The organism is Peribacillus sp. NPDC096622 (assembly GCF_044762665.1).
Lineage (GTDB): Bacteria > Bacillota > Bacilli > Bacillales > DSM-1321 > Peribacillus > Peribacillus frigoritolerans_B.
In genome coordinates this window covers 1-25538 of record NZ_JBIWES010000009.1, presented here as the reverse complement: position 1 = coordinate 25538, position 25538 = coordinate 1, and the positions used below count along the sequence as shown (strand labels likewise).

32 protein-coding genes are annotated in these 25538 nt (G+C 41.3%); 7 read left to right on the top strand and 25 right to left on the bottom strand.

The annotated features are described in order from the left end of the window. Nucleotides 1–55: 55 nt before the first annotated feature. Genes ACIQYG_RS16510 through ACIQYG_RS16495 form a run of 4 tightly spaced genes read right to left on the bottom strand, consistent with a single transcriptional unit; the run spans nt 56 to nt 2374 of the window. Nucleotides 56–544, bottom strand: coding sequence for a YpuI family protein (locus tag ACIQYG_RS16510; protein WP_034308117.1), 489 nt, complete (start codon nt 542–544; stop codon nt 56–58). Between the two features lie 22 nt (nt 545–566). Further along, entirely contained in the window at nt 567–983 is a 417-nt protein-coding gene (locus tag ACIQYG_RS16505) for a hypothetical protein (RefSeq protein WP_402839841.1), read from the bottom strand. Nucleotides 984–1038: 55 nt separating this feature from the next. Next, nucleotides 1039–1620 carry an SMC-Scp complex subunit ScpB gene (scpB, locus tag ACIQYG_RS16500; protein WP_402839838.1) on the bottom strand — a complete coding sequence of 194 codons (582 nt, stop codon included), beginning with the start codon at nt 1618–1620 and terminating at the stop codon, nt 1039–1041. Next, nucleotides 1607–2374 (bottom strand): segregation/condensation protein A, encoded by a 768-nt coding sequence (locus ACIQYG_RS16495; RefSeq protein WP_402839835.1) that lies wholly within the window; start codon nt 2372–2374, stop codon nt 1607–1609. The genes scpB and ACIQYG_RS16495 overlap by 14 nt, the downstream gene beginning before the upstream one ends. 215 nt (nt 2375–2589) lie before the next feature. On the opposite strand from ACIQYG_RS16495, the gene ACIQYG_RS16490 reads away from it, so the two are divergent. Both ACIQYG_RS16490 and ACIQYG_RS16485 read left to right on the top strand, forming a co-directional pair. Next, nucleotides 2590–2682 (top strand): YjcZ family sporulation protein, encoded by a 93-nt coding sequence (locus tag ACIQYG_RS16490; protein ID WP_072273196.1) that lies wholly within the window; start codon nt 2590–2592, stop codon nt 2680–2682. A gap of 167 nt (nt 2683–2849) precedes the next feature. Next, nucleotides 2850–3386, top strand: coding sequence for a DUF309 domain-containing protein (locus ACIQYG_RS16485; RefSeq protein WP_402839832.1), 537 nt, complete (start codon nt 2850–2852; stop codon nt 3384–3386). A 28-nt stretch (nt 3387–3414) separates the two neighbouring features. On the opposite strand, the gene ACIQYG_RS16480 is transcribed toward ACIQYG_RS16485, so the two are convergent. Continuing rightward, nucleotides 3415–3759: a GNAT family N-acetyltransferase gene (locus ACIQYG_RS16480; RefSeq protein WP_402839829.1), complete on the bottom strand. Its 345-nt coding sequence runs from the start codon at nt 3757–3759 to the stop codon at nt 3415–3417. 591 nt (nt 3760–4350) lie between these two features. Between ACIQYG_RS16480 and ACIQYG_RS16475 the strand changes: the two genes are divergently transcribed. Then, nucleotides 4351–5211, top strand: coding sequence for a DUF1002 domain-containing protein (locus ACIQYG_RS16475; protein ID WP_402840248.1), 861 nt, complete (start codon nt 4351–4353; stop codon nt 5209–5211). Nucleotides 5212–5249: 38 nt separating this feature from the next. On the opposite strand, the gene lysA is transcribed toward ACIQYG_RS16475, so the two are convergent. The 17 genes from lysA to spoIIM all read right to left on the bottom strand — a co-directional run bounded on the left by lysA (nt 5250) and on the right by spoIIM (nt 20980). Further along, nucleotides 5250–6578, bottom strand: a complete 1329-nt coding sequence (gene lysA, locus ACIQYG_RS16470; protein WP_402839826.1) for a diaminopimelate decarboxylase — start codon at nt 6576–6578, stop codon at nt 5250–5252. 275 nt (nt 6579–6853) lie between these two features. Beyond that, entirely contained in the window at nt 6854–8320 is a 1467-nt protein-coding gene (locus ACIQYG_RS16465; RefSeq protein ID WP_402840245.1) for a spore germination protein, read from the bottom strand. After that, the gene (spoVAEA, locus tag ACIQYG_RS16460) at nt 8301–8906 is read right to left on the bottom strand and encodes a stage V sporulation protein SpoVABEA (RefSeq protein WP_095389705.1); all 606 of its coding nucleotides are present in this window, start codon (nt 8904–8906) and stop codon (nt 8301–8303) included. The genes ACIQYG_RS16465 and spoVAEA overlap by 20 nt, the downstream gene beginning before the upstream one ends. 43 nt (nt 8907–8949) lie before the next feature. After that, nucleotides 8950–9372: a stage V sporulation protein AB gene (locus ACIQYG_RS16455; RefSeq protein WP_034308131.1), complete on the bottom strand. Its 423-nt coding sequence runs from the start codon at nt 9370–9372 to the stop codon at nt 8950–8952. Then, on the bottom strand, nt 9362–9979 hold the full coding sequence (locus ACIQYG_RS16450; RefSeq protein WP_402839821.1) for a stage V sporulation protein AA: 618 nt from the start codon (nt 9977–9979) through the stop codon (nt 9362–9364). The genes ACIQYG_RS16455 and ACIQYG_RS16450 overlap by 11 nt, the downstream gene beginning before the upstream one ends. A gap of 158 nt (nt 9980–10137) precedes the next feature. Continuing rightward, complete coding sequence (locus ACIQYG_RS16445) at nt 10138–11427, bottom strand: NCS2 family permease (protein ID WP_402840242.1); 1290 nt, start codon at nt 11425–11427, stop codon at nt 10138–10140. A 280-nt stretch (nt 11428–11707) separates the two neighbouring features. Further along, on the bottom strand, nt 11708–12475 hold the full coding sequence (sigF, locus tag ACIQYG_RS16440) for an RNA polymerase sporulation sigma factor SigF (protein WP_402839818.1): 768 nt from the start codon (nt 12473–12475) through the stop codon (nt 11708–11710). Between the two features lie 13 nt (nt 12476–12488). Next, a complete protein-coding gene (gene spoIIAB, locus ACIQYG_RS16435; RefSeq protein ID WP_034308139.1) occupies nt 12489–12929 on the bottom strand; it encodes an anti-sigma F factor in 441 nt (146 codons plus the stop codon). A gap of 1 nt (nt 12930) precedes the next feature. Continuing rightward, a complete protein-coding gene (gene spoIIAA / locus ACIQYG_RS16430) occupies nt 12931–13281 on the bottom strand; it encodes an anti-sigma F factor antagonist (RefSeq protein ID WP_034308142.1) in 351 nt (116 codons plus the stop codon). Nucleotides 13282–13412: 131 nt separating this feature from the next. After that, complete coding sequence (locus ACIQYG_RS16425) at nt 13413–14579, bottom strand: D-alanyl-D-alanine carboxypeptidase family protein (RefSeq protein ID WP_402839814.1); 1167 nt, start codon at nt 14577–14579, stop codon at nt 13413–13415. Nucleotides 14580–14785: 206 nt separating this feature from the next. After that, a complete protein-coding gene (locus ACIQYG_RS16420; RefSeq protein WP_402839811.1) occupies nt 14786–16090 on the bottom strand; it encodes a pyrimidine-nucleoside phosphorylase in 1305 nt (434 codons plus the stop codon). A gap of 66 nt (nt 16091–16156) precedes the next feature. Next, on the bottom strand, nt 16157–16969 hold the full coding sequence (locus ACIQYG_RS16415) for a purine-nucleoside phosphorylase (RefSeq protein ID WP_402839808.1): 813 nt from the start codon (nt 16967–16969) through the stop codon (nt 16157–16159). Continuing rightward, nucleotides 16970–18172, bottom strand: a complete 1203-nt coding sequence (gene deoB / locus ACIQYG_RS16410) for a phosphopentomutase (RefSeq protein ID WP_402839805.1) — start codon at nt 18170–18172, stop codon at nt 16970–16972. A gap of 298 nt (nt 18173–18470) precedes the next feature. Beyond that, entirely contained in the window at nt 18471–19364 is an 894-nt protein-coding gene (gene xerD / locus ACIQYG_RS16405) for a site-specific tyrosine recombinase XerD (RefSeq protein ID WP_402839802.1), read from the bottom strand. Nucleotides 19365–19369: 5 nt separating this feature from the next. Further along, on the bottom strand, nt 19370–19597 hold the full coding sequence (locus ACIQYG_RS16400; protein WP_402839799.1) for a YqzK family protein: 228 nt from the start codon (nt 19595–19597) through the stop codon (nt 19370–19372). A 166-nt stretch (nt 19598–19763) separates the two neighbouring features. Further along, nucleotides 19764–20213, bottom strand: a complete 450-nt coding sequence (gene fur / locus ACIQYG_RS16395) for a ferric iron uptake transcriptional regulator (protein ID WP_034311309.1) — start codon at nt 20211–20213, stop codon at nt 19764–19766. Between the two features lie 119 nt (nt 20214–20332). Further along, complete coding sequence (gene spoIIM, locus ACIQYG_RS16390) at nt 20333–20980, bottom strand: stage II sporulation protein M (RefSeq protein ID WP_137016110.1); 648 nt, start codon at nt 20978–20980, stop codon at nt 20333–20335. A 139-nt stretch (nt 20981–21119) separates the two neighbouring features. On the opposite strand from spoIIM, the gene ACIQYG_RS16385 reads away from it, so the two are divergent. Beyond that, nucleotides 21120–21683: a GNAT family N-acetyltransferase gene (locus tag ACIQYG_RS16385; protein WP_402839794.1), complete on the top strand. Its 564-nt coding sequence runs from the start codon at nt 21120–21122 to the stop codon at nt 21681–21683. An 18-nt stretch (nt 21684–21701) separates the two neighbouring features. Here the strand turns inward: ACIQYG_RS16385 and ACIQYG_RS16380 are convergent, their stop codons facing one another. Both ACIQYG_RS16380 and ACIQYG_RS16375 read right to left on the bottom strand, forming a co-directional pair. Then, nucleotides 21702–22901: an endonuclease Q family protein gene (locus tag ACIQYG_RS16380; RefSeq protein ID WP_402839791.1), complete on the bottom strand. Its 1200-nt coding sequence runs from the start codon at nt 22899–22901 to the stop codon at nt 21702–21704. Further along, nucleotides 22902–23453 carry an NUDIX hydrolase gene (locus tag ACIQYG_RS16375; protein ID WP_402839788.1) on the bottom strand — a complete coding sequence of 184 codons (552 nt, stop codon included), beginning with the start codon at nt 23451–23453 and terminating at the stop codon, nt 22902–22904. A gap of 75 nt (nt 23454–23528) precedes the next feature. Between ACIQYG_RS16375 and mciZ the strand changes: the two genes are divergently transcribed. The 3 genes from mciZ to ACIQYG_RS16360 all read left to right on the top strand — a co-directional run bounded on the left by mciZ (nt 23529) and on the right by ACIQYG_RS16360 (nt 25322). Next, nucleotides 23529–23690 carry a Z-ring formation inhibitor MciZ gene (gene mciZ, locus ACIQYG_RS16370; protein ID WP_072273199.1) on the top strand — a complete coding sequence of 54 codons (162 nt, stop codon included), beginning with the start codon at nt 23529–23531 and terminating at the stop codon, nt 23688–23690. 56 nt (nt 23691–23746) lie between these two features. Next, nucleotides 23747–24655 (top strand): aldo/keto reductase, encoded by a 909-nt coding sequence (locus tag ACIQYG_RS16365; RefSeq protein WP_402839784.1) that lies wholly within the window; start codon nt 23747–23749, stop codon nt 24653–24655. A 241-nt stretch (nt 24656–24896) separates the two neighbouring features. Further along, the gene (locus tag ACIQYG_RS16360) at nt 24897–25322 is read left to right on the top strand and encodes an Ohr family peroxiredoxin (RefSeq protein WP_053535641.1); all 426 of its coding nucleotides are present in this window, start codon (nt 24897–24899) and stop codon (nt 25320–25322) included. 33 nt (nt 25323–25355) lie between these two features. Here the strand turns inward: ACIQYG_RS16360 and ACIQYG_RS16355 are convergent. Beyond that, on the bottom strand, nt 25356–25538 hold a 183-nt coding region (locus ACIQYG_RS16355), incomplete at its 5' end, for a hypothetical protein (RefSeq protein WP_402839781.1).

The following is a 25538-nucleotide window of genomic DNA, read 5'->3' as shown; positions in this document are numbered from 1 at the left end:
AGATTCCATTTATAGCTAAAAAAAACAGCAAGGCTTATTAAGCCTTGCTGTTTCATTATCTTGACTGCAACATTTTCGTCCGGTAATCCGTTTCATAAAACTCCAATTCTTCACGCATGGTCTGGAATCCACTTTCCACGGCCTTCAGAATGGATATTATACTGTCAGGTACACTTTGGTGAAATTTAATCGAGTTTTTTCCTGTATAGGCAGATCTGCTGTCCTCAAACCACCGATCTGATTTTGGGGAAAAGTATTCTTCGATACATTGATGATAAACTCTATAAAGCGTCTTTTCAGCTGCAGCTTTATTGAAAACATCATTTTTCAGAACGATTTGGCAAGCCTCCAAGCCCTCTTCACAACTTACAAGCATTCTTCTTAAACTGGAAAGGATCCCTTTATAATAGGTTTCATCCCCGCTTTTTTCCTCTTGCAGCTTAGAATAGGTCGTCTCATTTATAAATTCTTCCAGTTGAGCCACTGTCGTTTCTAAAAAGCCCTTTACATCTTCAAGCTGAGATTTTACCAATGTATTCCCCAACCGTGAACCCTCCTCAAATTGATTAAGATTGAATATAATAGTCAACATGTGATTCTATATCATATGGTTTAGCTTGGTCAATAGATATAAACACTTTCTCCAATTTTTCAAAATCTATATTTTCGAAATAACCAGCCAGCTCTTTTTCTGCATTTATATATATTCGTTTTCGGTTAACCAGGCTCGGGTCTTTGAGTAGACAGACCATGGCAATGATATCAGCCATATAAATATCTCTGTTAGGGCTTTTGAATATGGGATTGGCGGGATATGGGGTCCAACGAGAGACCATATCATCAAAATAGCGGAGATACAGTACATTCAGCGTCTTTTCTTCTCCATCCTTTATGTATTGTATAACGGATCGATTAAAGAAGTCCTCAGGTGAATTTGACTTTTCCTTTTCAAGCCCAAATCCATTGCATGCTACAATTCGCACCCGCAATCCCCCCGCATTCATTTTTTTCTATATTATCACAATTCAAAGAAAAATGTTATTCGATTGTTTGTTGAAATTTTTCAAAAAACAGATCGGCTTCACCGCTTTCAAAGCTATCATCCGAATTATCGGCGAGGGGCGGTAATTCATCTATGGAGTTCAGGCCGAAGTAATCCAAAAACTCTTTTGTTGTCCCATATAAATAAGCCCGGCCCGAGCCTTCAGCACGTCCGACCTCTTTAATTAAGACTTTAGTGACAAGTGTATGAATGGGGCGTTCGGTTTTCACTCCGCGTATTTCATCAATTTCAGCTCTAGTAATCGGCTGTTTATAGGCAATGATTGCGAGTGTTTCCAATGCCGCCTGGGACAAGCCTTGAGTGTTTGATGTTTCGACTAATCTTTTCAAGTAATCCGAGTGCTCTTTCTTTGTCGTCATTTGATAAACACCAGCTATTTCGACCACCTGAATCCCGCGTACATCAGATATATATTCTTCCTTCAAACTTTCAACGATGTCCGTTGCTTGATATTCCGTAATTTCCAGGACAGAGGCAATTTGTTTGACGGAGAGCCCTTCATCTCCGGCAGCAAACAATAATGCCTCTAGAATCCCTTTCCAATTAATAACTTCCAACTGGTTCTACACCTTCCTTAGCAGCAATCATGATTTCCGAAAAGTTATCTTCCTGTTCAACGATGATTTCATTAAGTTTCATCAGCTCCAGTACCGCCATGAAAGTGATGACGATATGCTCTTTAACCGGGAGCGAAAACAGTTCAAAAAAACTTTTCTTCCCTTTAATTGATTGTAACTCAATCATGATTTCATCCATTCGTTTCTCTATCGATATCTCTTGTTTCGTTACTTTCGTGTAAAGCGGCTTTTGAATTTTTTGCCTTCGCAGCAGTTTTTGCAAAGCCCCCAACATATCGTATAGACTTATATTCAACTCTTGTTTATCACTTTCCGCTTCTTTAACATAAACAGATAAATCACTTGGGGGTTTGGTGAACATCAAGCTTCTTTCTTCTTCCATCCCTTTAAATTCTTCGGCTGCATTTTTATACTTTTTATATTCTAATAGTTTTTCCACAAGCTCATCCCGCGGATCTTCCTCAAATATTTCCCCATCTTCATCAATCACTTGTTCATCTTCATGCTTTGGAAGCAGCATTTTACTCTTGATGGCAAGCAATGTTGCAGCCATCACCAGATATTCGCTGGCCACATCCAATTCCAGATGCTGCATCGTATGGATGTAACCTAGGTATTGATCTGTAATATCAGCCATCGGAATATCGTAGATGTCTATTTCCAGGCGATTGATCAAATGCAGGAGTAAATCCATCGGACCTTCGAAAGCGTCAATTTTTATATTATAACCCATTAAATTACCTCATTTAAATCTAATTGGCCGATATAGACCTATTTCTTTTACTAATCAAGTATAGTGGATTGCCGCCCTTTATCCAAATAATAATTTACTGTCCAAAGAAAAGTTTTTATTAGGGATTTCCGTCAAATGGGTCATTGCCCAATCACATTCCGAAATCCAACATAACCTAGAAATGTAAGAATAGCAGAACAAAGGAGGTACTCATTATGGGTGCAGGTGGTTTTGGAAACGGCGGCGGATTCGCGTTTATTGTAGTATTGTTCATTTTATTAGTTATCGTCGGTGCTTCTTGGTGTTAATGGAAGACTGATGAATCAAGCTGATTGCCTTGCAATCAGCTTTCCTTATTTTCCAAGAAAAAATTCTATGCTAAACTTAGTGAGTATACATAGCGGATGTTAAGCTATTAGAAAATGGCTTTTTGCCTTATTTTAGATGATTCCATCAAACCAAAGGGGTGCTCCTATTGACTTACGCGGAAGACTACCTTTCTTTCCTTGTCCATTTCCATGGTTCCAGGGATTACTTTGAATGTCATGAAATCCTTGAAGAATATTGGAAGGAAACCGCACCAAAAGAGCGTGACTCTCATTGGGTAGGGCTCATTCAAATTGCGGTTGCCCTGTATCATGATCGCAGGGGAAACAAAAAAGGGGCTGCAAGGACCCTGTCTAAAGCCCTGGCAAATCTCCATCTTAAAAAGGCCGAGCTCCTGAAGTTGGGACTCGATCCAGAACGACTGTTCAAATTGCTCGAGGATACCCTTGAGCGAATGTTATCACAAAAGCCATATAAAAGCATCATTCTTCCGATAGCGGATCAATGCTTGATCGAAAAATGCCAGTCCATGTGTTTCCAAGAAGGGTACATATGGGGTGCGGATAGCGACATGGCCAATACATCGATAGTTGATAAGCACCTAATGCGTGACCGTTCGGATGTCATTTCAGAAAGGGCTCGACAGCTTTCCCTTCGAAAAACAAGAATGGAGGACCGCCCTTAAGCGCGGTCCTCCATTCTTGCTTTCATATTCAGAAATCTTCACACTTATCAAGAAAGCTTTCCGTAAACTCATTTGCTTTTAATTCTTTGTCAGGATATTGCTCCTTGATGGCCCTGACCATCGTTTTACCGATACCTTGCTTCCGGAAGGATGGATTTACAGATATATGTTGTATCTCAATGTGGTTTGAAGAGACTTCTATCCCGATCAAGCCCGTAATCTCTTCATCTTTCCATAAGAACAGCTGTAGGTTTTCATCCGTTTCATAATTCTTCATCGTATTCCGAAGCGTTTTTATCTCTTTTTCATTTGGCATGAAAGATAATAATCCCATGGCAAACTTCTCATAACTTTTCTTATACTTAATCAACATAATATCCCTCGTTACTAAATAACGTTTTTATTATCTTCCTGTTTTCCAATTAATTTGCGTTGAATAATAATTCTCACATATAACATTTACATCATACATAAAAACCTCGTTCGTTTCAACATCACTTTCAGCACTTGATTTATCAATGTGCTATGTGCTAAGCGATAAACAGCCAGTATACGATTCCCCACATCAAAGCGATAATAAGCATCATAAGTAAAAGAGTCTTATTACTTTTCCTCATCCCATACCCCTTTATGAATGGTCCAAATATTTAAATAACGAATTCATTCTACTATAACTTAACACAATCTGACAAATATCCTTGCAATCTTGCTTCGATTTTACTACATTGGTAAAGTGATCTAGGTTCATAGAGTGACATTTTAAGTATAAAAGACAAAGATACACCCAACTTCTTCGTTAAAATGAACGTAGCTATCTTGGCTATATAAATTTTTTTCAGGAAAATATGTATCTTTTTTATCCTTTGTTTCGTCAAATACTATGAATCTGATTTAAAGGTGCCGCCCTTTTATTGAAAGATTCCCAATTCAGCAGGAAAAGTTAAGGAGGATTATCATGAAAAAAATGAATAAATGGGTCATTGTAACCATTTTATTATGTCTATTATTGCCATATAAGGCTTTTGCAGATGCAGCTGTTGGTGAAATGATCGTCACACTTGGTGAGAATTTGACAAATGAACAAAAAAATATGATTTTATCAGAAATGAAAGCGCCAAATGATGTTGAGGTTTTAACGGTTACAAATGCGGAGGAACATGAATACTTAGGAGACTATATCGCTAGCCGTCTGATCGGTACAAAAGCGATTTCATCTTCTGCGATTACTTTGGAGGAAAAAGGTACCGGACTTAAACTGGAATCGAAAAACATTAACTGGGTTTCCGATGAAATGTATATCAATGCACTGGCTACTGCCGGAGTAAAGGATGCTACCGTCTATGTCACAGCACCTATACCCGTTTCCGGTACAGCGGCTTTGACAGGAGTCATTAAAGCCTATGAAATCTCTGCCGACAAGAAGATTCCTGAAGATGTGAAACAGGCAGCGAATGAAGAAATGGTGAAAACAGCAAAATTGGGTGACGAAATCGGTACAGAAGAAGCCTCTGCACTTGTTACGAAAATCAAAGAGGAAATGGCTGCAAATCCACCAGCCAATACTGAAGAGGTCCGCGATGTTGTCGAGTCTTCAGCAAAAGACCTTGGAATCGCCTTAAATGAAGATCAAGTTCAAAGTTTAATTGATTTATTCAATAAGCTAAAAGAATTGGATATTGATTGGAACGCTGTCGGTGATCAGCTGACTGCAGCTAAAGATAAACTTTCCAATTTTCTTGAATCCGAAGAGGGTCAATCATTTCTGGATAAATTGAAAGAAGTTTTCAGTAGTTTAATAGACGCGATCAAGTCACTTTTCAGCTGAATGAAATAAAAAAAGGATGGCCAATGCCATCCTTTTTTCTATTTTTTATTGACGACTGCGGCTTCATGAAGGGCCAAATCCAAATGGATAAGATCTTCGTAAGTCTCACGTTTGATGACCAACCGGGCTTCTCCGTTTTCGGCAAAGACGACTGCCGGTCTCGGAATCCGATTGTAATTATTCGACATGGAATATCCATATGCGCCTGTACAAAATACCGCCAAGACATCACCGCGGCCGGCTTTTGGCAATGGTAAATCCCAAATCAACATATCTCCGCTTTCACAGCATTTGCCTGCAATGGACACTGTCTCTTCTACAGGGTCTAGTGGCCGGTTTGCAAGAATGGCATCATATTTCGCTTCGTAAAGAGCGGGACGTAGATTATCACTCATGCCCCCATCTACGGCAATATATTTACGGACATTAGGAACTTCCTTTTCAGAACCGACCTTGTACAGGGTCACACCAGCGTCCCCGACCAATGAACGGCCAGGTTCTATCCAGATTTCAGGCATCACTAAATCAGAATCAGCAATCAGGTTCTGCACTTCCCTAACGATCTCCTCAACATATTGAGACGCCGGTAGCGGGTCGTCCTCTTCTGTATACCGAATCCCGAATCCCCCTCCGAGATTCAATACCTTTGGTTGAAACCCTACCGAACCGTGCCAATCACTCAGCTTGCCGATAATTTTTTGGGCTGCCAGCAGGAAACCGGTCGTTTGAAAGATCTGGGAACCGATATGGCAGTGCAATCCCAGCACTTCCAGAAATTCGCTTTTAAGCGCTTGTCGAAGGGCAGCTTCGGCCTGGCCGTTAATAAGATCAAAACCAAATTTCGAATCTTCTTGCCCTGTCAAAATATAATCATGCGTATGGGCTTCGATACCTGGTGTTACACGGAGAAGGATTTTCACCTTTTGTTCACGGTTTGTACAAATTTCTTCCAACAGTGTCAACTCTGAAAAATTATCGACTACTATACAGCCAATGTCATAATCCAAAGCCATATGTAGCTCTTCTTCACTTTTGTTATTTCCATGGAAGTGAATCCGTTCTGTTGGGAAATTTGCCTTAATTGCCGTATATAATTCTCCCGCTGAGACAACATCAAGGGAAAGTCCCTCTTGCTCAGCCAACTGGATCATGGCAATCGAAGAAAAGGCCTTACTAGCGTAAGCGACTTGTGCTGAAATCCCCAATTCCTCAAAAGTTCTCTTGAACCCTCTCGCCCGTTCGCGAATTAGCTCTACATCATAAACATATAATGGTGTACCAAATTGTTCGATCAATTCGATCGTGTCCACTCCGCCAATCTCCAGATGTCCACGTTCATTGACACCACCGGTTCCGTACAAATGCATGATAGCCTCACCTTCCTAACTTAAAACTAAATATTAATAAGAAATGAGGCAGCCTCAAATAAAGATACCCTGCTGTAAAAGGTCCTCTATATGAACAAGCCTCATCCGAATCAATTATCCCATGTAAATATTGTTCTCTATGACTGCTTAGTGGTTCGAAGGGAAAGACAGATTGGTTTAAACTCCAAAGAGTCATGGTAGCTTTTTCTCTTTGTAAAGCCTAACTTTATCGCTTTATCCGAATAAAAATAAATTACCACAACTTTTCGACAACATCAACCTTTAGATTTTCTCGGCTGCCTATATAAATCCTGGGGATGTACAATGCTCGGACGTTCTATAGAACCTGGATAAGGTCTTCTAAATATTATATGTGACAAGGCCTTCGGCTGAAACGGGAGAAGCGGCCATAAATAAGGCGTATTTAAGGTTTTTATACTAGTGAGCATGATCAAATAGAGTGTGATGCCTATAACTAAGCCAGGCACTTTAAATAAAGCGACCAACACTATCAGTACTAAACGGGAAATTTTATTCGCAACCCCCAATTCTAAACTCGGAGTGACAAATGTACCGATTGTCGCTACAGAAGCGTAGAGAACCACTTCAGGTACAAATAGGCCAACATCTATCGCTATTTGTCCTATCAAAACCGCCGCAACCAAGCCCATTGCCGTGGAAAGCGGGGTCGGGGTATGAACGGCTGCCATCCTTAAAAACTCTATGCCTATATCGGAAATGAAGATTTGGATCACTATGGGTATATGCGTTTTTTCATTCGGCCCGATATACTCGAACTTTTCCGGCAGGAGGGAAGGCTCTAAACAAAACAATAACCAAATCGGAAGCAAGAATAATGAAACGAAAATCCCGAGAAACCGTACCCAGCGCACCAAGGTCCCAACGGCAGGTGCCTGCCGATACTCCTCAGCGTGTTGCATGTGATGAAAAAGGGTGGACGGGGTAATGATGACACTCGGTGAAGTATCCACATAAATGAGGACATGCCCCTCAAGCAAATGCGTTGCCGCCACATCAGCCCGTTCCGTGTATCTGACAAGCGGGTAGGGGTTATACCTTTGCTTTACGATGAACTCTTCGATCGTTTTATCAGACATCGTTATGCCATCAACCTCAATACTATTCAATTCCTTACGAACGATTTCTATTAAATCCGGATCGGCAATATCTTTAATGTAGCCGATGGATATATCGGATTTCGATCGTTCCCCTACATGCAACATTTCGAAACGTAATCTTTCATCCCGGATTCTTCGTCTGGTTATCGCTGTGTTAATGATGATATTCTCGACAAAACCATCCCTTGATCCACGGACGACTTTTTCCGTATCGGGTTCTACTGGCTGTCTCCCGGGATAACTCCTGACATCCACTACCAGTCCTATTGGTTTACCATCTACAACAACGACTATTAAACCGGATAATACCTGATCAACAAGCTCATCCATCGTCTTTATTTCCTGAACGGATTGGTGTACGAGTAAGTCTTTGACTACATCAAAAACTTTAGTAGACACGATATCGGCATTTTTGTTATGAATAAGAGAATCGAGGATATCAATGATGTACTCTGTATCCGTCAGCCCGTTTATATAGTAAATATGCACATCTTTTCTTAAGACCTTTATCCTTCTTACTCCTAAGTCAAAGCTGACGCCCAGACCTACTTTCTCTTCCATATACGCGTCAACTTCCGCTACCCTACTCGGAATCGGCATCATGTTTTGAGGTTTTTCTGAAGTCATCATGACCACTCCTTTCCAATATGATTTCCACCGCTAGCTTCGTTATCGGTGCTCCTCTTTTAAAATCGTCCTGATGGGACATTTTTCCGATATCCCCTATCCCAACTACTATGGGAACATGTAATTGATCGATGCAATACACCGTATCACCTGTTATCTTGCCCAGTTCAAATTCCTCGGCGCCGTATTTATCAACCCCGTTCGGTGTCAAATTACCATCACGGTCAATGCAGATATCCACCTTGGTCCATTCTTCCCTTCTAGTCTTTGACGCGACCGCTATCACGCCAAGGACATCAATATCAGGGTGTCCGGCAACTACCTTCATTGCCTGTTCGCCTGATCCTTCTCCTATAAAACCGCTATCATCAAACATGACCAATACAGGATCATACTTCGCCTTTTTTATTAATTCAACTAACTCCAAGCCCGTATATCGTGATGGATTACCTTGGGACATGGAGATACATCTTCCCCCTATTTCCTTGGCTACATGCTCGACAGCCCGTTTCGCATACTCATCTCCATCCGTAATCAATATCACTTTTCGTTTGGTCACCATCTTGGGCCTACCTTTCATCATCAGGAATAGTTACCTCATACACTTATAAATCGACAAAATAAATCCATTGGAATAATGATCCGGCTATTTTTCCCAATACGAGTGCCATTAACAGATAAATGATCTTCTCTTGAATTCCGATTCGTTTTGAAAGAACCGGAAATACATTCAGGACTTCAGTTAAGGCAGCAGCAAGCATCCCATTAAATATCCCGTCAGCCAAACCGATCGGAATTAATAGAAAATGCGGGAGGGAAAGTTCCGTTTCCTGTAATCCTAACCATGTTCCTGCGACAACTCCGGCAATGATGGCTCCTTCGTAGTAATGAATCATTTTCATTGTCTTTGTCAGCTGAGTCAGTCTTGGAATCACCCCAAGTACAGTTAAAAACGCTACAAAACCGGCACCTGTCGCAAAACCCCCGGCTAAACCGACAAAGATTCCGAAGATGATTTTACCGGTCATCAAGGTGGCGCACGTTTTCCTTATTTTCATTCATGATTACATAACGGTCCAAATCCTGCTGATAGTTGAACATTTCAACCTCGAGCGGACTAGGTTCCTCATTGAAGCGTTTTTTAAAGAAATGATTAAAAAATAGAATCATGCCCATACCAAGGCCGAAGCTATATGGGATTTGGATCAATAACGGCTTATCTTCCACTTTTCCCGTTATTATGGTAAAGATTTTTTGATGCACTTCCCCCATGCTCACATCCACATGAAAATTCATGATCGTCATCCCGCCGCCGACAAATAACAAAAACCAAACTAAGGCGAATGACAGGTATGACATTTTCTTTTTCGAGAGAATGATTTCGATGATCGTCTGGGAGGGGCCGAATGTTTCCACTTCAATAGTCGGATCCACCTTGCGGATGGCCATGATAACTTGAGCCAAATCAATGACAATAATATTCTTATCTTCCTTCTTGACCGTTAATAATATGATTTCTTCAATTTTGGTAATCACTTCTTCAGGCCCGATTATCCTTGCAATATCTTTTATCCTCACCGTTTGATTTCCCTTTGCTTGTACACGGTTCCTCATCCTGATATATACAACTGCCATTATCATCACATCCCGACCTTTTATTTCCTTATGCTAGTAGTATGGATTGGAAGCAGTTTGAAAATGCAGGAAGTGAACCATGTCCAAATATTACTAATTTGAAAACAAAAAAAGACACGCTGCAATGACAGCATGTCTTTTTGGTTTACATTCATCTATTAATGAGTGGGGAAGAAAATCAGCTGAACCAAAAATATCAATCCAAAAATATAAATGAGCGGGTGTACTGATTTTCCTTTTCCACTGAATACCTTCATTAAGGGATATGTGATGAACCCAATTGCAATCCCTGTAGATATACTTGAAGTAAGCGGCATCGTTAAAATAATTACAAATGCTGGAAATGCCTCATCGAAAATTTTCCAATTGACTTTAGCCAGCCCTTCCATCATGAAACATCCCACGATGATCAAAACGGGAGCTGTGATTGCTTGAACTGAAGAAATTGCCGATATCAATGGAGAAAAGAAAATCGATACAGCAAACAAGATTGCCACGACAGTAGCGGTTAATCCCGTACGTCCGCCTGCGGCCACTCCCGTGCTTGATTCCACATAGGCAGTCGATGGGCTTGTACCAAACATCGAGCCGACTGTAGTCGCAATCGCATCACCTAAAAAGGCTTTCTTGGCACGAGGGATTTTCCCATCCTTCGTTAGTCCTGCCTGTTCTGTCACGCCAATCAAGGTACCTGTCGTATCGAAGATCGTCACAAGTAAAAAGGCGAAAACGATTGAATATAAAGAATTCGTGAAGACCCCAGCGATATCGATATCGAAAAATACCGGTGTTGGTGGTACAGATAAGACCCCATCGAAGTTGAGCAAACCGATAAAGTAGCCAATGATTGCCGTAACGATCATACCAATGAAAATTGCCCCTTTTATATTACGGGCCATAAAAATCAAGGTAATGAATAAGCCTGCTAACGCTAAAACGGTTCCAGGCTGATGCAAATCGCCAAGCGTCACCATCGTTGATTCATTAGGCACTACGATTCCAGCATTTTTCAATCCGATAAACGCAATGAATAAACCAATTCCGGATGTGATGCCATATTTCAATGAGTTAGGGATCGCATCAATTATCATTTTACGCAAGCTAGTCACGCTAATTAATAGAAATAGCAAACCAGCAATGAAAACCGTACCGAATACGGTCTGGTATGAAAGGCCCTGTGCCCCCACCACGCTGGCAAAATAAGCATTCAAACCCATCCCTGGTGCTATCGCAATCGGGTATTTTGCAACGAGCCCCATGATAAGGGTACCAATCACCGCTGATATGACCGTTGCCATGAAAACTTGTTCAAATGGAATTCCGATTGAAGACAATAAAGCCGGATTCACAATGAGGATATAAACCATAGTTAAAAATGTCGTAACACCCGCCATGACTTCTGTACGGACATCCGTCCCATTTTCTTTCAGGGAGAAAAACTTTTCCATAAACATATTTTTAGACCTCCAGATCTAAAGGAATCACCGACAACCGTTTGCACGAAAATACAAGGTGTCCTAATATTGTACTGCATCGACGTTTTTCCTGATCATTATTCATTGAAAGAAAGATAAAAAACGAATGAGAAACGCGACCTTTACTATAATATTCGTTTTTATTCCTAAATTCAACTAAAAATTCGACCCCATCCATATTTTCATCTTAAGTCACTTTTACTTTTTCCTAAAATCAATATTTATTTTCAGCGCAATAAAAAAACCACATGAATCACTGATTCATGTGGTTTTTCATTTGCTGAAGAATCTTCTTTTCCAGCCTTGACACCTGAACTTGGGAAATACCAAGCCTTGCCGCCACTTCCGATTGCGTCTGATCTTTATAATACCTCAAGAAAACAATCAGCCTTTCACGTTCATTCAATTCATGTATGGCTTCTTTCAAAGCGATTTGATCGAACCAGGATGTTTCATTATGGTCGGCAATCTGGTCAAGAAGGGTAATCGGATCTCCATCATTTTCATAAACCGTTTCATGGATGGATGAAGGGCTCCTGCTAGCTTCTTGGGCCATGATGATTTCCTCTGGCGACAGCTCTAGATGTTCCGCCAATTCATTGACAGTCGGAACACGGCCATACGTCTTTGAAAGTTCCTCTTTGGCCCGGCGAATTTTATTCGCCATTTCCTTTAATGACCGGCTTACCTTAACCGTTCCGTCATCACGGATAAAACGTTGGATTTCACCAATGATCATAGGCACAGCATACGTTGAGAATTTCACTTCAAACGATAAGTCAAATTTATCCACGGACTTCAACAGACCTATACAGCCTATTTGATAAAGGTCATCCGGTTCGTAACCTCGATTGAGGAATCTTTGCACTACTGACCATACAAGCCTCAGATTGCTATTGACAATCAAATTCCTTGCATCTTGGTCACCGCTCTGGCTGCGTTGGATTAAACTCCGCAATTCCTCATCTTTTAAATGGGGCTGGCCTTTCTTGCTCTTCTCGTTTTTAACCTCCACATCCATATGCAAGTCTCCCTTAATTGCACAAAGCTCTGCTTGTAGTTAAGTGCTTTTTTAATCGAATGATCGTGCCTTCGCCCTTATGGGAAATTATATTGATTTCATCCATGAAGTTTTCCATGATGGTGAATCCCATACCGGAACGTTCAAGTTCGGGTTTTGTCGTAAATAACGGCTGTTTAGCCTCCTCGACGTCTTCAATGCCCAGTCCTTCATCCCGGATGGTCAATTCCACAGTATCGCCTTCGATGACCACTGAAATGTAGACCCAACCTTCAGGATCACTCTCATACCCATGGATAATCGAATTCGTAACGGCTTCTGACACGACGGTCTTGATCTCTGTCAATTCATCCATCGTCGGGTCCAATTGGGCAATGAATGCCGCAACCGTTACCCTGGCAAAAGATTCATTTTGGCTAAGTGCAGAAAATTTCGTTTCCATTTTATTTTTCATATTAGGCAACCCCCAGTCTTTGCAAAGCGTTTTTTTCGGATAGTTCCATTTTAACAATTTTAAACAACCCTGACATCTCAAATAACCGCTTTACTGCTGGAGAAATTGCACAGACCACCATTTCACCTTGCTTTTTGTTTACCTGCTTATAACGGCCCAAAATAACTCCGAGCCCTGAACTGTCCATAAAATCCAATTCTTCCATGTTAAGGATGATATGCTTGATATTATGCTTTTGAATGGCTGCCTCTGCCTGATTTTTCAATTTTTCTGCTGTATGATGATCTAAATCACCTTTGAGACGAATGCACAATACGCGGTTTTTCGCCTCCATATTAATCGTAAGACTCATTATATACAGCCTCCTTCACTGTCTTATAAAGAGTCAAATTCTCTTTTTCACCTGCCGATTCCTCCTTACTAGCAAAACTAGTGGAGTTTCGCCTAAATTAGTACGATTAACAGGCAATGCGACAATTTATTCTATTTCGCCTGGGTAAACATGCCGAATGCCCGTTTATACAATTGCCACCAGCTGGCATTATCAACAGTTTCCTTCGCAACAATCGGAGATTCGACATACACCTTACCGTTTTTCTTCAATTCAAGCGTACCAATCTCATCACCTTTTTTAATCGGGGCATCCAAATCTTTATCAAGCGTGATTTTTTTTGTAAAATCCTTTGCCGTTCCGTTTTTGGCTGTCAAAACTGAAATAGGTTCACTTGTGACGCCCACCACGGATTTCTTTTGTCCTTTACTTACCTTGGCTTCACCTAACACCTCACCGCGTTTATAAATAGGGTATGTGATGTATTGTGAAAATGCATAATCTAACATCTTGGTGACCTGAGCGTTTCGTTCCTTTGGAGAAACGGCTCCGAAAACGACGGCAATGACACGCATATTCCCTTTTTTAGCAGTCGCTGTCAAACAATATTTCGCTTCATTTGTGAATCCTGTCTTCAGTCCATCGACCCCAGGATAAAATTTCACTAATCTATTTGTGTTGACTAGCCAGAATTTCTTTTCGGTATTTTCACGGAGATAATCTTCATATGTACCCGTGAACCTTGTAATCGTATCGTATTTCAATAATTCCTTCGCCATGATCGACATATCATGTGCCGAACTGTAATGATCTTTAACAGGAAGTCCCGTTGCGTTTTGGAACTTTGTATTTTTCAACCCGAGGTCTTTCGCCTTTTTGTTCATTTTCCTGACAAACTCTTCTTCCGATCCAGCTAAACGTTCAGCCATCGCCACCGATGCATCATTCGCCGAACCAATCGAGATGCCCTTAAGCATTTGTTCTGTGGTCATTTCTTCACCTGGCTCGAGGAAGATCTGGGAACCGCCCATCGACGCTGCATACTCACTAGTCCTGATTTTCTCCTTCATGCTAAGTTCGCCTTTATCGATCGCTTCCATTATCAGCAGCATCGTCATGATTTTCGTCATGCTTGCCGGTGAAAGACGATCGTCTGCATTTTTATCATAGAGAACAGTACCTGTATCCCGTTCAATCAAAATAGCGGATTTAGCATTTGCCGCCAATTCGACTCCTTTTTCTTCAGCTGCTTTTGTATGCGGGATGTTAAAACCCAATGCTACCAAAACGGTTAAAAATACAGAAAGAATCCGCTTCATCTCCATACCCTCCAATCTTTATATTTTTTATTTTTTCCATTAAACCCATTTTTATACAAATAAAGATGAATTTTGAACATATACTGGATATAGGGTAACAAAGTGAACCAAATTAAAAGGGGATGCGCATGGGCATCCCCTTTTAAAAATCCAATGGGATAAACGTAAAAAGGCCGCTCAAAAGTGCGGCCTTTTTTGGATAATGTTTATTCCATGATCTCTTTATAGATCAATGTAGGTTTTTCTACTTTCTCTTTTGAAATCGTAATGCTTTCATACAATTTTTCTTTTACCTTTGAAACATCTTCGAAATTGCTGTAAATCGTCACAAGTGATTCACCTTTTGCCACGGTTTCCCCGATTTTTTTACGAAGTACCAGTCCGACTGCCAAATCAATCTCTGATTCTTTTGTCGCCCGCCCGGCTCCTAAAAGCATGGCTGCCGTTCCTACTTCATCAGCGATGATTTCCGATACATATCCGTCCTCTTTCGCTTCCAGCTCGAATATATGAGCAGCCTGCGGTAGTTTTTCCGGCTGATCTACAACCGAACCATCGCCTCCTTGCGCTTCCAGGAAAATCTTGAATGAGTTAAGTGCAGACCCATCCTTGATCGCATTTTCCAGCAAGGTTCTTGCTTCTTCCAGCGAGCTTGCCTTTTTGGCAAGGTATACCATATGGCTTCCTAGTGTTAAAGAAAGTTCCGTTAAATCTTCCGGTCCCTCTCCTTTAAGCGTATCGATGGCTTCCTTCACTTCTAAAGCATTTCCGATTGCGTAACCCAACGGTTGGCTCATATCGGAAATGACAGCCATCGTGTTTCGTCCCACATTGTTACCAATGCTAACCATTGCATGCGCCAACTCTTCGGAATCTTCGAGAGTTTTCATGAAAGCGCCCGCTCCCGTTTTAACATCAAGTACGATTGCATCAGCACCCGCGGCGATTTTCTTACTCATGATCGAGCCAGCAATCAAACCGATACTGTTAACGGTACCCGTAACATCGCGCAATGCATATAACTTTTTGTCGGCCGGAGTCAGGTTACCACTTTGCCCAATGACAGCTATCTTATTTTTATTTACAAGTCGGATGAACTCGTCATTTTCTATTTCGACATGAAATCCTTTTACAGACTCCAACTTATCGATCGTTCCGCCTGTATGGCCAAGACCGCGTCCTGACATCTTTGCCACTGGAACACCTACAGCAGCAACCAATGGCCCAAGCACTAGAGTTGTGGTATCACCAACACCGCCTGTTGAATGTTTATCGACCTTGATTCCTTCAACCATCGATAAATCAATTTGATCTCCTGATTCGACCATTGCCATGGTTAGATCAGCACGTTCCTGCTCATTCATGCCTTTGAAATAAACAGCCATTGACCAAGCGCTCATTTGGTAATCCGGAATCGATCCATCGGTAAACCCTTTGATGATGAACTGTATTTCTTCTGTAGTAAGAGCCTTTCCATCACGCTTTTTCTCGATTAAATCTACCATTCTCATATTAGAATCCCCGCTTTTTGAAGACACCGCTTCTCTTTAGGTGTACTTGTATTTTTTTGGTTCGTTTTATATGTCTTTAACGATTTGCTTAACAAATTCAAGAAAACTGCTTTTTACTTTTTCAGTCGTTTCAATTACCTCTTCATGTGACAAAGGCTGATCAAGAATGCCTGCGGCCATATTGGTAAGGCATGAGATTCCGAGCACCTTCATTCCGCTATGCCTTGCTACGATCACTTCCGGAACTGTCGACATACCAACTGCATCCCCGCCAAGGATCCTTGCCATTTTCACTTCTGCCGGTGTCTCATAGGTCGGTCCTGTATTTCCGATATAGACACCTTCTTTAATATCCAATCCTAGTGAAGCCGCTATTTTTTTGGCTTGCGTCCTAAGGTCTTTATTATAAGCTTCCGACATATCAGGGAATCTAGGGCCAAAACGCTCTTCATTAGGACCAATCAATGGGTTTGCCCCCATTAAATTAATATGATCCGTAATGAGCATCAAGTCACCTGGTTCATAGCTTTCATTAACGCTTCCGGCAGCATTCGTTACGATTAACGTCTCAACACCAAGAAGTTTCATTACACGGACAGGAAAAGTGACCTTCTCCATGGAATAACCCTCATAAAAATGGAAACGTCCTTGCATCGCTACAACTTTTTTGCCACTTAAATGTCCAATGACAAGCTGTCCAGCGTGTCCTTCAACAGTCGATACCGGGAATTCCGGGATTTCGTGGTAAGGAATCGTTATCGGATTTTCAATTTCATCCGCCAATACTCCAAGTCCGGAACCAAGAATCAGTCCTATCTCTGGAGAGCCTTCCATTTTACTTTTTATGAATGACGCAGCAGTCTCTATTTTATTAAACATTTATTTATTCTCCCCTAAATTTAGATCGCCCAATATATTTTTTCCGAAGGCAGGCATTTTCACATCAAAATTAGCAGCGACCGTCGCCCCAATATCAGCAAAAGTATCTCTTATCGGGAGTTCGGCACCTTCTGTAAATCGTTTGGAATAGACTAATAATGGTACATATTCACGTGTGTGATCGGTTCCTTCATGGACCGGGTCATTCCCGTGGTCTGCAGTGATGATCAATAAATCATCCTCTTTCAGTTTTTCAAGGACTTCCGGCATCCGAGCATCGAATTCTTCCAATGCCTTTCCGTATCCCTCTGGATCGCGGCGGTGACCGTATAAAGCATCAAAGTCGACTAGATTAAGGAAACTTAACCCTTTGAAATCCTGTTCTACCGTTTGGATTAATTTATCCATTCCATCCATATTGGATACGGTCCTTAATGATTCAGTCACACCTTCCCCATCAAAGATATCCGAGATCTTCCCGATTGCAAGCACATCATAACCAGAATCTTTCAATTCATCCATTACTGTCCGGTCAAACGGCTTTAATGCATAATCATGACGGTTAGGCGTTCTTTTGAAGTTGCCCGGTTCACCTGTGAACGGTCTGGCAATGACGCGTCCAACCTTGAACTCATCAGCCATTGTCACTTCACGGGCAATTTCACAAATCTTGTATAATTCGTCTATCGGGACGATATCTTCATGTGCAGCAATCTGTAATACGGAATCAGCCGATGTATATACAATCAGCGCACCCGTTTTCATATGTTCCTCGCCAAGCCTCTCAATGATTTCCGTGCCGCTTGCCGGGACGTTCCCAATAATTCCCCGACCCATCTTCGCCTCGAGTTCATTGACTAATAATTCCGGGAAACCATCTGGAAATACACGGAATGGAGTCGATATATTCAAACCCATGATTTCCCAATGTCCAGTCATCGTATCTTTTCCTGTAGAGGCTTCCTTCATTTTCGTATAGTATGCGAGAGGTTGCTGAGCTTTATCAATTCCCTTGATTTCACGAATATTGCCTAAACCCAATTTTGCGAGGGTCGGCATGTTCAATCCATTCATTTTTTCTGCGATATGGCCGAGTGTATCCGCACCTTTATCGCCGAATAAATCTGCATCAGGTGCTTCGCCAATCCCAACTGAATCCATAACTATTACAAATATTCGTTTAAATGCTGAATTCCCTTTCATGAGTCATTCCTCCTAAAATAGTAAATCACTTTTTATACTCTCTATAATACCCTTATTCTGCTCAGTTACTCTTCTTTTAAATGAAATCGCAAGAACGTCAGAAGTCTGACCTCTCTACATTGTAAACGATTACCATGATAGAGACAAATAATATATTTCGGAATGAAACAAAGTGCCAAAAGATGTGCGTTAGAATCATCAGCAGCACTTATATCAGTCTAGTCGACAAAGAAAAAAGGCTGCTCCTTCAACTGCCTCGCAGTTAAATTCACAACCTTTCTACCATTCTACTATTCCTTTAAGCTCGCGGATGGAATTTTGAATAGACATCCTTGATCCGTACGTTCGTAATATGTGTATAAATTTGAGTTGTCGATATATCCGCATGACCGAGCATTTCTTGGACGGCACGTAAATCAGCCCCATTCATCAATAGATGTGTCGCGAAAGAATGTCTTAGTGTATGCGGTGTAATTTCTTTTTCAATTTGTGCCGATTTTACAAGTTTTTTTAAAATCTTCCAAAAGCCCTGCCTTGTCAGCCTGTTTCCATGATGATTCAAAAAAAGTGAATCTGTCCTGTGCTTGGGACTGGCCATTTTCCCCCTGGAACTTTCCATATAATGTTCAATCGCACCCAATGCAGTTTGTCCAATCGGAATGATCCTCTCTTTATTTCCTTTCCCTACACAACGGACAAAACCCATCGATGCATGGACATCACTCATATCCATGGATATCAACTCACTGACACGCATACCCGTCGCATACATCAGTTCCAGCATTGCCTTATCGCGTAATCCGTATTCATCCATTTTCTTCGGGGCTTCCAATAGTGCTTCAACCTCTTCCATGCTTAATACCTTTGGAAGGCTTCGTTCCGGTTTTGGCGTTTCTATATGTATGGACGGATCTTGATCGGTTACTTTTTCCCTTAGAAGAAATTGATGAAAAGACCGAATGGAAGCTATATGACGCGCTACCGTCTTCGATGATTTCCCTTGATCCTTCAAATGCACGAGAAAATGCAGGATGTTCACCCGCCGTGAATCATTCCAATCCCCAATGGTTTCAACATCTTTCAGATAGCTCCAATATGATCTTAAGTCACGCTCATACGAGACGAGCGTATTATTGGCAAGTCCTTTTTCAATGGTTAAAAAATGAATGAAATCCCTAATTTGATTCTCCATATTCATTACTCCCCGTTTAAATAAAACAACATTAGGCGTTCAAGCCATGCATCATCACCCGTATCAACAGCCTTCGATACTTTTACAGCCATGCCTTTCGGTTCATCATAACGATGATAATTTTGATATTCCTGATTTAACCATACCATTCCTATATAAAAAAGAACAGTGAAGCTAACAAAGAGAATCATCACTTTAGCCGTGTGCAAAATAAGCGATAATGATGTTTTCATCCTTTCCCCTCCCATTCGGCCCTTTGTATCAATCTATGCCCAACAGGACAAGTTTTATACGTGTTTCGGAAAGGAGAAAGCAAAAACAGCTCTTACTTGAGAAAACAGGCTTTTAAAATGCAGAAAACCTTCTCCATTAAATGGAAAAGGCCCGACTTCATTCACCCTAATTTTCTTCTTTGTCATGACATCGATGACAAATGCCATGAAAGGTTAATCTATGGTCTTTTATCTTGAAGTTCCAGTCGCGTTCCACAATGTCTTCTACGTCTTCAAGTAAGTCTTCCTGGATCTCATCTACCGCACCACATTCCACACAAACAAGATGATGATGGAAATGCGCAGCTCCTTCTTGTCTTAAATCATAACGGGAAACCCCGTCTCCAAAGTTAATTTTATCTACTATCTTCAATTCAGTCAGCAACTCTAGCGTACGGTAAACTGTTGCCAATCCAATTTCCGGCGACTTTTCTTTGACAAGGAGGTAAACGTCTTCTGCGCTTAAATGATCCTCTTCATGCTCAAGTAAAACGCGGACGGTCGCTTCTCGCTGAGGCGTTAATTTGTAGCTGGACGAGTGTAACTGCTTTTTTATCCTATCAATTCTGTTTTCTATTTCCATACCTAATATTCCCTCCCGCGCCGCTATCTTATCCATTATATCAAAAGAGGGAAAACTGTCAAAATAGATTTCTTGTTAAAGATAAAAAAATTTGCGGGAACGGTATATTTCTATCAATGACCCAATAAACTTACGACATTTTTCATTAAAGAAGGGGATAGGTACGCTTCAAATGCAGCAGCCGTAATCAAAAATACCCCCGACAAAACCAATGAGAAAATATACCGTGAAATTATCGGCTTCAGCGGTTCACGAACCTGCTTAAGGAAAATCCGGCTGATCATTTTCATTGATAACGAGACTGCAAGGACGGTTATTACGATGAATATCGGGACGATGAAAATATTTTGGGGCAGAATAGCGACAAACGATAATAAGAACCCGCTCCATCCCATTTGATTGACTAAAAAGCCTACCGTGAATCCAACAACCATCCCTTTTATAAATAACAAAACCAGGATGACAGGCAAACCGATGACCGATATTCCGAGAATCCAGATGACCCCTATATATTTTATATTATGCATAATACTTTGGCTGAACATATCATGCGAAGATGCAAATTCACCTTTGGATACTTGTCCGAAAAATTGCGATAAATAATAGAACAAGTCTTCCTTTTGGGTAAAGCTCAAGCTATTCACCAATATTGCCCCAAAAATGACACCCATCAAAAAAAGCACAGTGATAAAGACATATAATGAGGAATGTTCGTTAATATGTTTCATTACGGCATTTTGTACGACAGATTTTTTTTTCATCTTTCATCCTCCCAACTCCGCTTACTAGAATCTATGTTTTCACTCTTTCATTTATGCTAAGAAAACTTTCCCCATCAGCCGAACACCTTGAACCCAATTCATGTTATAATTTTCCATACCAATGAGATGGAGGCAGGATATGAAACCTATATTAATGGATTTTCCCGAAAAAATTGAAACCCCACGATTATATCTAAGACCTTGTCAGCCTGGCGATGGCCTGGACCTTTACGAAGCCATTGTCCATTCTAAACCTGAATTGCAACAGTGGCTGCCGTTTGCCCATCAAGATGTTTCTTTGGAAACCTCTGAACAGAACGTCCTTAAGGCCTTTGCGAACTTCATTTTAAAAGAGGATATCAGACTCCATATTTATAGAAAAGAAGACGATCAATTCATCGGCTCCACTGGTCTGCACCGAATTAACTGGGATATTCCTAAATTCGAAATTGGCTATTGGATTGATACGAGATTCAGTAAACTAGGCTACATAACGGAGACTGTGGAAAAGTTAACCAAATTCGCCTTTTACCATTACGGCGCAAAACGGGTCGAAATTCGCTGTGATCCTAATAATATTGCCAGCAAACGGATTCCCGAGAAGCTGGGATTTACCCTTGAAGGAATTTTGCGTAATGACTGCCTTAGTGCAGACGGAAAGGAAGTGCGGGACACCTCCATTTATGCAAAAACTACAAATTAAAAAAAGTCCTGGCAGATCTCATCTGTCAGGACTTTTTTCAGTTAATTCCTTTTTGATCTTTCCGTACTTTCCTCCGCCCCCCACTTCAAAAGAAAGCGTCCCTTTTCTGGCAGAATCGATGTAGACCGCCAATTTTTCAGGAACGATTTCCATTAGCTGTTCAAGCGTAACTTCATGAAGGATATTCATCTCTGTTCCAAATGCCACCAGCAGTTTTTCCATGGATTTAGGTCCGAGTCCCGGTATGAAATCTAGTGGTACTTGATGGATATACGGCGGCCTTTCCTTTCCGTTTCTCCCGTCCATCTCGGAAATGGAGAGTTCTTCAATCCTGGACGATACCCCTTTAATAATGGATTTATTACCACACTCAGGACATTGTTCACTATCCCTCAATACCTGATGTAAACACTCTGAACATACGGTTTGATGATACTTTCCCAATAAGGGGTTCAATCCATAATTAACGGTCACCTTGCGATTCCCTGTTTCTTTAAGGGCTTTTGCCAACTCATTGAAACTTGGTTCTTCAAGCAGGACTTTTTGATATTCACGAGCGATTTTCCCAAGCGAATGCGCATCGGAATTTGTTACGAATACATAGGAGTCCAACTCCTCGATATCCTTGACCATTTCTGTATCTGAACTTAAACCAAGTTCGATGGCATCAATTAGCTTCGGATCGAATACTTCTGTCAGACTGGATCGCACCCCTTTTCCATATAAGCTTTTAAATGGGGTGAAAACATGTGCCGGGATAAACAGGCCGCCCAGTGACTTCACGATTTTTTGCAGCGTTCTTCCATCGCAATAAATCCTTTGGGAGCTCAAGGTGATATTTTTAACATGCCCGCTCATCCATGAGGAGAATTCCTTCATCGCTTTTAAAGTGGGAAAATAGGCGAGGACATGGATCGGTCCATTACAATTCTGATCATAAATTTCAATCTCCGAGCCCGGAATGATGGTTGTATTCTTGTATTGAAGTCCGCCTTCAATCTTTTCCGTGATTTGGCCATCCAGAATCCCCGCTTCGATCTCTTCGATAATTTCAGGAGAATGGCAATCGATTATCCCGATTAGATCAAGGCCCTTCCTTTCACTTGCCACTTGCAGCACATTGCTGAAGGTTAACGTTTTAGCACCTGTTATTTTCACGGCCCTTCCGCTTCTCGTTCTGCCTATATGGATATGCAGGTCAGCGTAATACTCTTTCATTTATGATGTCATCGCCTTTTTCAACTGCAGATACTGAACTGCATATGCCGTTTTGGCATCCTGGATCTTCCCTTCATCCATATAAGTTTGGGCTTCCTCCAACGTGAGTTCAAGCATCTCGACAAATTCATCTTCATCCAGTGGTGCCGCATTTTCTTTCTTTTTCAAATTGTGGGCCACATACATGTGGACCAATTCATCGGCGAAACCTGGGGATGTATAGAAGGATATGATGTGCTCCATTTTTTCACAATCATAACCTGTCTCCTCTTCCAGCTCCCGTTTAGCCGACAGAACCGGTTCTTCGCCTTTTTCCAGCTTCCCTGCAGGAATTTCCACCAAGCTTCTCTCCAGCGCTTTACGGTACTGTTCAACCATGATGATCTTATTTTCTGACGTGAGAGCTATGATGGCAACCGCTCCCGGATGCTTGATTATTTCACGTTTACCCGTTTTCCCATCAGGAAGCTCTACATCATCCACTTGCAGGCTGATTACTTTTCCTGTGAAGATTTTTTCCGAAGACAGCGTTTTTTCTTCAAATTTTTTCATCCTGACCACTCCTCTGTTCTAATTGCAGCATGTTTCCTCATACATTTTACCATAATAAAGATGGAGGTCGATTTAATGAAAGTTTACGTATTGGAAAAAAGCGTTACTTTATCCGGAAAGAGCTGGGAAATCCTTCAAAAACTAAAACAATTACAAAATCAATATGTTTATGTCAATGATTGGATTGCCGACATACACGATCAGGTGCCGCCCACTCCTTTAAAACGGATCAAGTGAATTCTTTGAGTGAAATGGATTTCTCCTTTACAATGAATGTAAAGGGAGTGGATAACATGAAAAAACGCAGACTAGGAAATTCTGACTTGCTAGTTTCTGAAATCGGGCTTGGATGCATGTCATTGGGGACTATTGAAAATCAGGCATCCGAAATCATACAGGCCGCTTTAGATGAAGGAATCAATTATTTTGATACTGCCGATTTATATGATTTCGGTATGAATGAAGAAATCGTCGGAAAGAATTTAAAATCGGTCCGCGATAAGGTATACATAGCCACCAAGGTTGGAAACCGCTGGAATGAAAATAAAGATTCCTGGAGTTGGGATCCATCTGGCGCTCATATTAAAACGGCAGTAAAAGATAGCTTAAAGCGATTGGGGACTGATTATATTGATCTTTATCAGTTACATGGCGGCACCACTTCAGACAATATCGAAGAAACGGTAGAAGCATTTGAAGATTTGAAAAAAGAAGGCTATATCCGATATTATGGAATTTCCTCGATTCGTCCGAATGTCATCAAGGAATTCACTGAAAAGTCTGAGCTTGATTCCGTGATGATGCAATTTAATCTACTCGACCGCCGCCCAGAAGAGTGGCTGTCCCTTTTGGCCAGCAAACAGATCAGCATGATCGCCCGTGGCCCCCTTGCCAAAGGGCTGCTCAGTGAAAAAATGCTTGAAAAAGCAAATGAGGATGGATACCTTGACTATAGCTATCACGAACTTAAAGATTTGCTTCCGCAAATAAAGGACAAACTTTCCGATAGGAAGTTGAATGAAACGGCAATTCAATATGTATTGTCCCATCAAAGCGTCGCTACCGTTGTTCCAGGAGCAAGCTCGGTACAGCAGCTCCGTGATAACTGCCAGGCCGCTAACAGCCCTTCACTGTCCAAAACCGAGTTGGATATCCTGAAGCGGTTGACCAAAGTGAATAAATATGAAAGTCACCGTAATTAATAAATATGTCAGGACGACCTTTAGGCTGCACTGTCTCCGTTCAACCAACGGGATAGTCAGCCTTTTTCCGTTCCACCTTTTTTTCACCATACTTCTTCTTTACCGATTTCAAGTTCCGATCATTCTAATTCCTTTCAAAACCAATTTAACGGTTTTAAACATTTCATTGGACATCCTAAAATTAATATTGTACAATTTAATTGTGCACAATTAAAAATAAAAAGATAAGGGAGAAAAAATGATGACAAAAACATTATTTACAACGTCTGTAACAGTTGATGGCGGCAGAGAAGGAACGGCAATTTCTGCTGACGGCAACTTCACGGTTGATATTGCGATGCCTGGAACGCCTAGGGCTAAACAGATGCCTGAAGCATCTAATCCGGAACAGCTTTTTGCAGCTGGTTATGCTGCATGTTTTGATAGTGCTTTGCAATCAGTTGGTAAAATTGAACGCGTTTCTTTCGATTCCAAAGTCACCGCAAGCGTCAGTCTATTGATGGGTGAGATGCATCAGTATAGCTTGGCTGTAACTTTGGCTGTGAAGGGCTCCGGGGTCGACAAGGAGACATTCGAAACCCTTGTTCATAAAGCGCATCAAATGTGTCCTTATTCAAAAGCAATCAATGGCAATGTGGATGTCGCCTTTGAAATAGATGTAGACTAATCCAACAAAAAGACGCTTGGGGTTCCCAAGCGTCTACAGTTTTTTTGGGCTTGTACAAATTTTGACGTTGATTTCCACTTCAGGCACTCGCTTTCCGCGGGCGGTCCGGGAGCCTCCTCGACGCACTTGCGCCTGTGGGGTCTCCCTTGGACTCGCTATTCCCGCAGGAGTCTCGCACCTTCCGTTCCAATCAACTATGTTTAAAATTTCAGATAG

Bases quoted from the DNA above. Each gene is read 5' to 3' on its own strand.
- ACIQYG_RS16490 (WP_072273196.1), top strand. From the start codon at position 2,590: ATGGGTGCAGGTGGTTTTGGAAACGGCGGCGGATTCGCGTTTATTGTA.
- ACIQYG_RS16420 (WP_402839811.1), bottom strand. From the start codon at position 16,090: ATGAGAATGGTAGATTTAATCGAGAAAAAGCGTGATGGAAAGGCTCTT.
- ACIQYG_RS16445 (WP_402840242.1), bottom strand. From the start codon at position 11,427: ATGGAAAAGTTTTTCTCCCTGAAAGAAAATGGGACGGATGTCCGTACA.
- xerD (WP_402839802.1), bottom strand. From the start codon at position 19,364: ATGGAGAATCAAATTAGGGATTTCATTCATTTTTTAACCATTGAAAAA.
- spoIIM (WP_137016110.1), bottom strand. From the start codon at position 20,980: ATGAAAAAAAAATCTGTCGTACAAAATGCCGTAATGAAACATATTAAC.
- ACIQYG_RS16450 (WP_402839821.1), bottom strand. From the start codon at position 9,979: ATGGCAGTTGTATATATCAGGATGAGGAACCGTGTACAAGCAAAGGGA.
- ACIQYG_RS16455 (WP_034308131.1), bottom strand. From the start codon at position 9,372: ATGACCGGTAAAATCATCTTCGGAATCTTTGTCGGTTTAGCCGGGGGT.
- ACIQYG_RS16360 (WP_053535641.1), top strand. From the start codon at position 24,897: ATGACAAAAACATTATTTACAACGTCTGTAACAGTTGATGGCGGCAGA.
- sigF (WP_402839818.1), bottom strand. From the start codon at position 12,475: ATGGATGTGGAGGTTAAAAACGAGAAGAGCAAGAAAGGCCAGCCCCAT.
- ACIQYG_RS16400 (WP_402839799.1), bottom strand. From the start codon at position 19,597: ATGAAAACATCATTATCGCTTATTTTGCACACGGCTAAAGTGATGATT.
- deoB (WP_402839805.1), bottom strand. From the start codon at position 18,172: ATGAAAGGGAATTCAGCATTTAAACGAATATTTGTAATAGTTATGGAT.
- lysA (WP_402839826.1), bottom strand. From the start codon at position 6,578: ATGCATTTGTACGGAACCGGTGGTGTCAATGAACGTGGACATCTGGAG.
- ACIQYG_RS16425 (WP_402839814.1), bottom strand. From the start codon at position 14,579: ATGAAGCGGATTCTTTCTGTATTTTTAACCGTTTTGGTAGCATTGGGT.
- ACIQYG_RS16365 (WP_402839784.1), top strand. From the start codon at position 23,747: ATGAAAAAACGCAGACTAGGAAATTCTGACTTGCTAGTTTCTGAAATC.
- ACIQYG_RS16480 (WP_402839829.1), bottom strand. From the start codon at position 3,759: ATGTTGATTAAGTATAAGAAAAGTTATGAGAAGTTTGCCATGGGATTA.
- ACIQYG_RS16475 (WP_402840248.1), top strand. From the start codon at position 4,351: ATGAATAAATGGGTCATTGTAACCATTTTATTATGTCTATTATTGCCA.
- spoVAEA (WP_095389705.1), bottom strand. From the start codon at position 8,906: ATGGTGACCAAACGAAAAGTGATATTGATTACGGATGGAGATGAGTAT.
- spoIIAA (WP_034308142.1), bottom strand. From the start codon at position 13,281: ATGAGTCTTACGATTAATATGGAGGCGAAAAACCGCGTATTGTGCATT.
- spoIIAB (WP_034308139.1), bottom strand. From the start codon at position 12,929: ATGAAAAATAAAATGGAAACGAAATTTTCTGCACTTAGCCAAAATGAA.
- ACIQYG_RS16380 (WP_402839791.1), bottom strand. From the start codon at position 22,901: ATGAAAGAGTATTACGCTGACCTGCATATCCATATAGGCAGAACGAGA.
- ACIQYG_RS16495 (WP_402839835.1), bottom strand. From the start codon at position 2,374: ATGGGTTATAATATAAAAATTGACGCTTTCGAAGGTCCGATGGATTTA.
- ACIQYG_RS16385 (WP_402839794.1), top strand. From the start codon at position 21,120: ATGAAACCTATATTAATGGATTTTCCCGAAAAAATTGAAACCCCACGA.
- mciZ (WP_072273199.1), top strand. From the start codon at position 23,529: ATGAAAGTTTACGTATTGGAAAAAAGCGTTACTTTATCCGGAAAGAGC.
- ACIQYG_RS16465 (WP_402840245.1), bottom strand. From the start codon at position 8,320: ATGATGCCGATTCCGAGTAGGGTAGCGGAAGTTGACGCGTATATGGAA.
- ACIQYG_RS16375 (WP_402839788.1), bottom strand. From the start codon at position 23,453: ATGAAAAAATTTGAAGAAAAAACGCTGTCTTCGGAAAAAATCTTCACA.
- ACIQYG_RS16415 (WP_402839808.1), bottom strand. From the start codon at position 16,969: ATGTTTAATAAAATAGAGACTGCTGCGTCATTCATAAAAAGTAAAATG.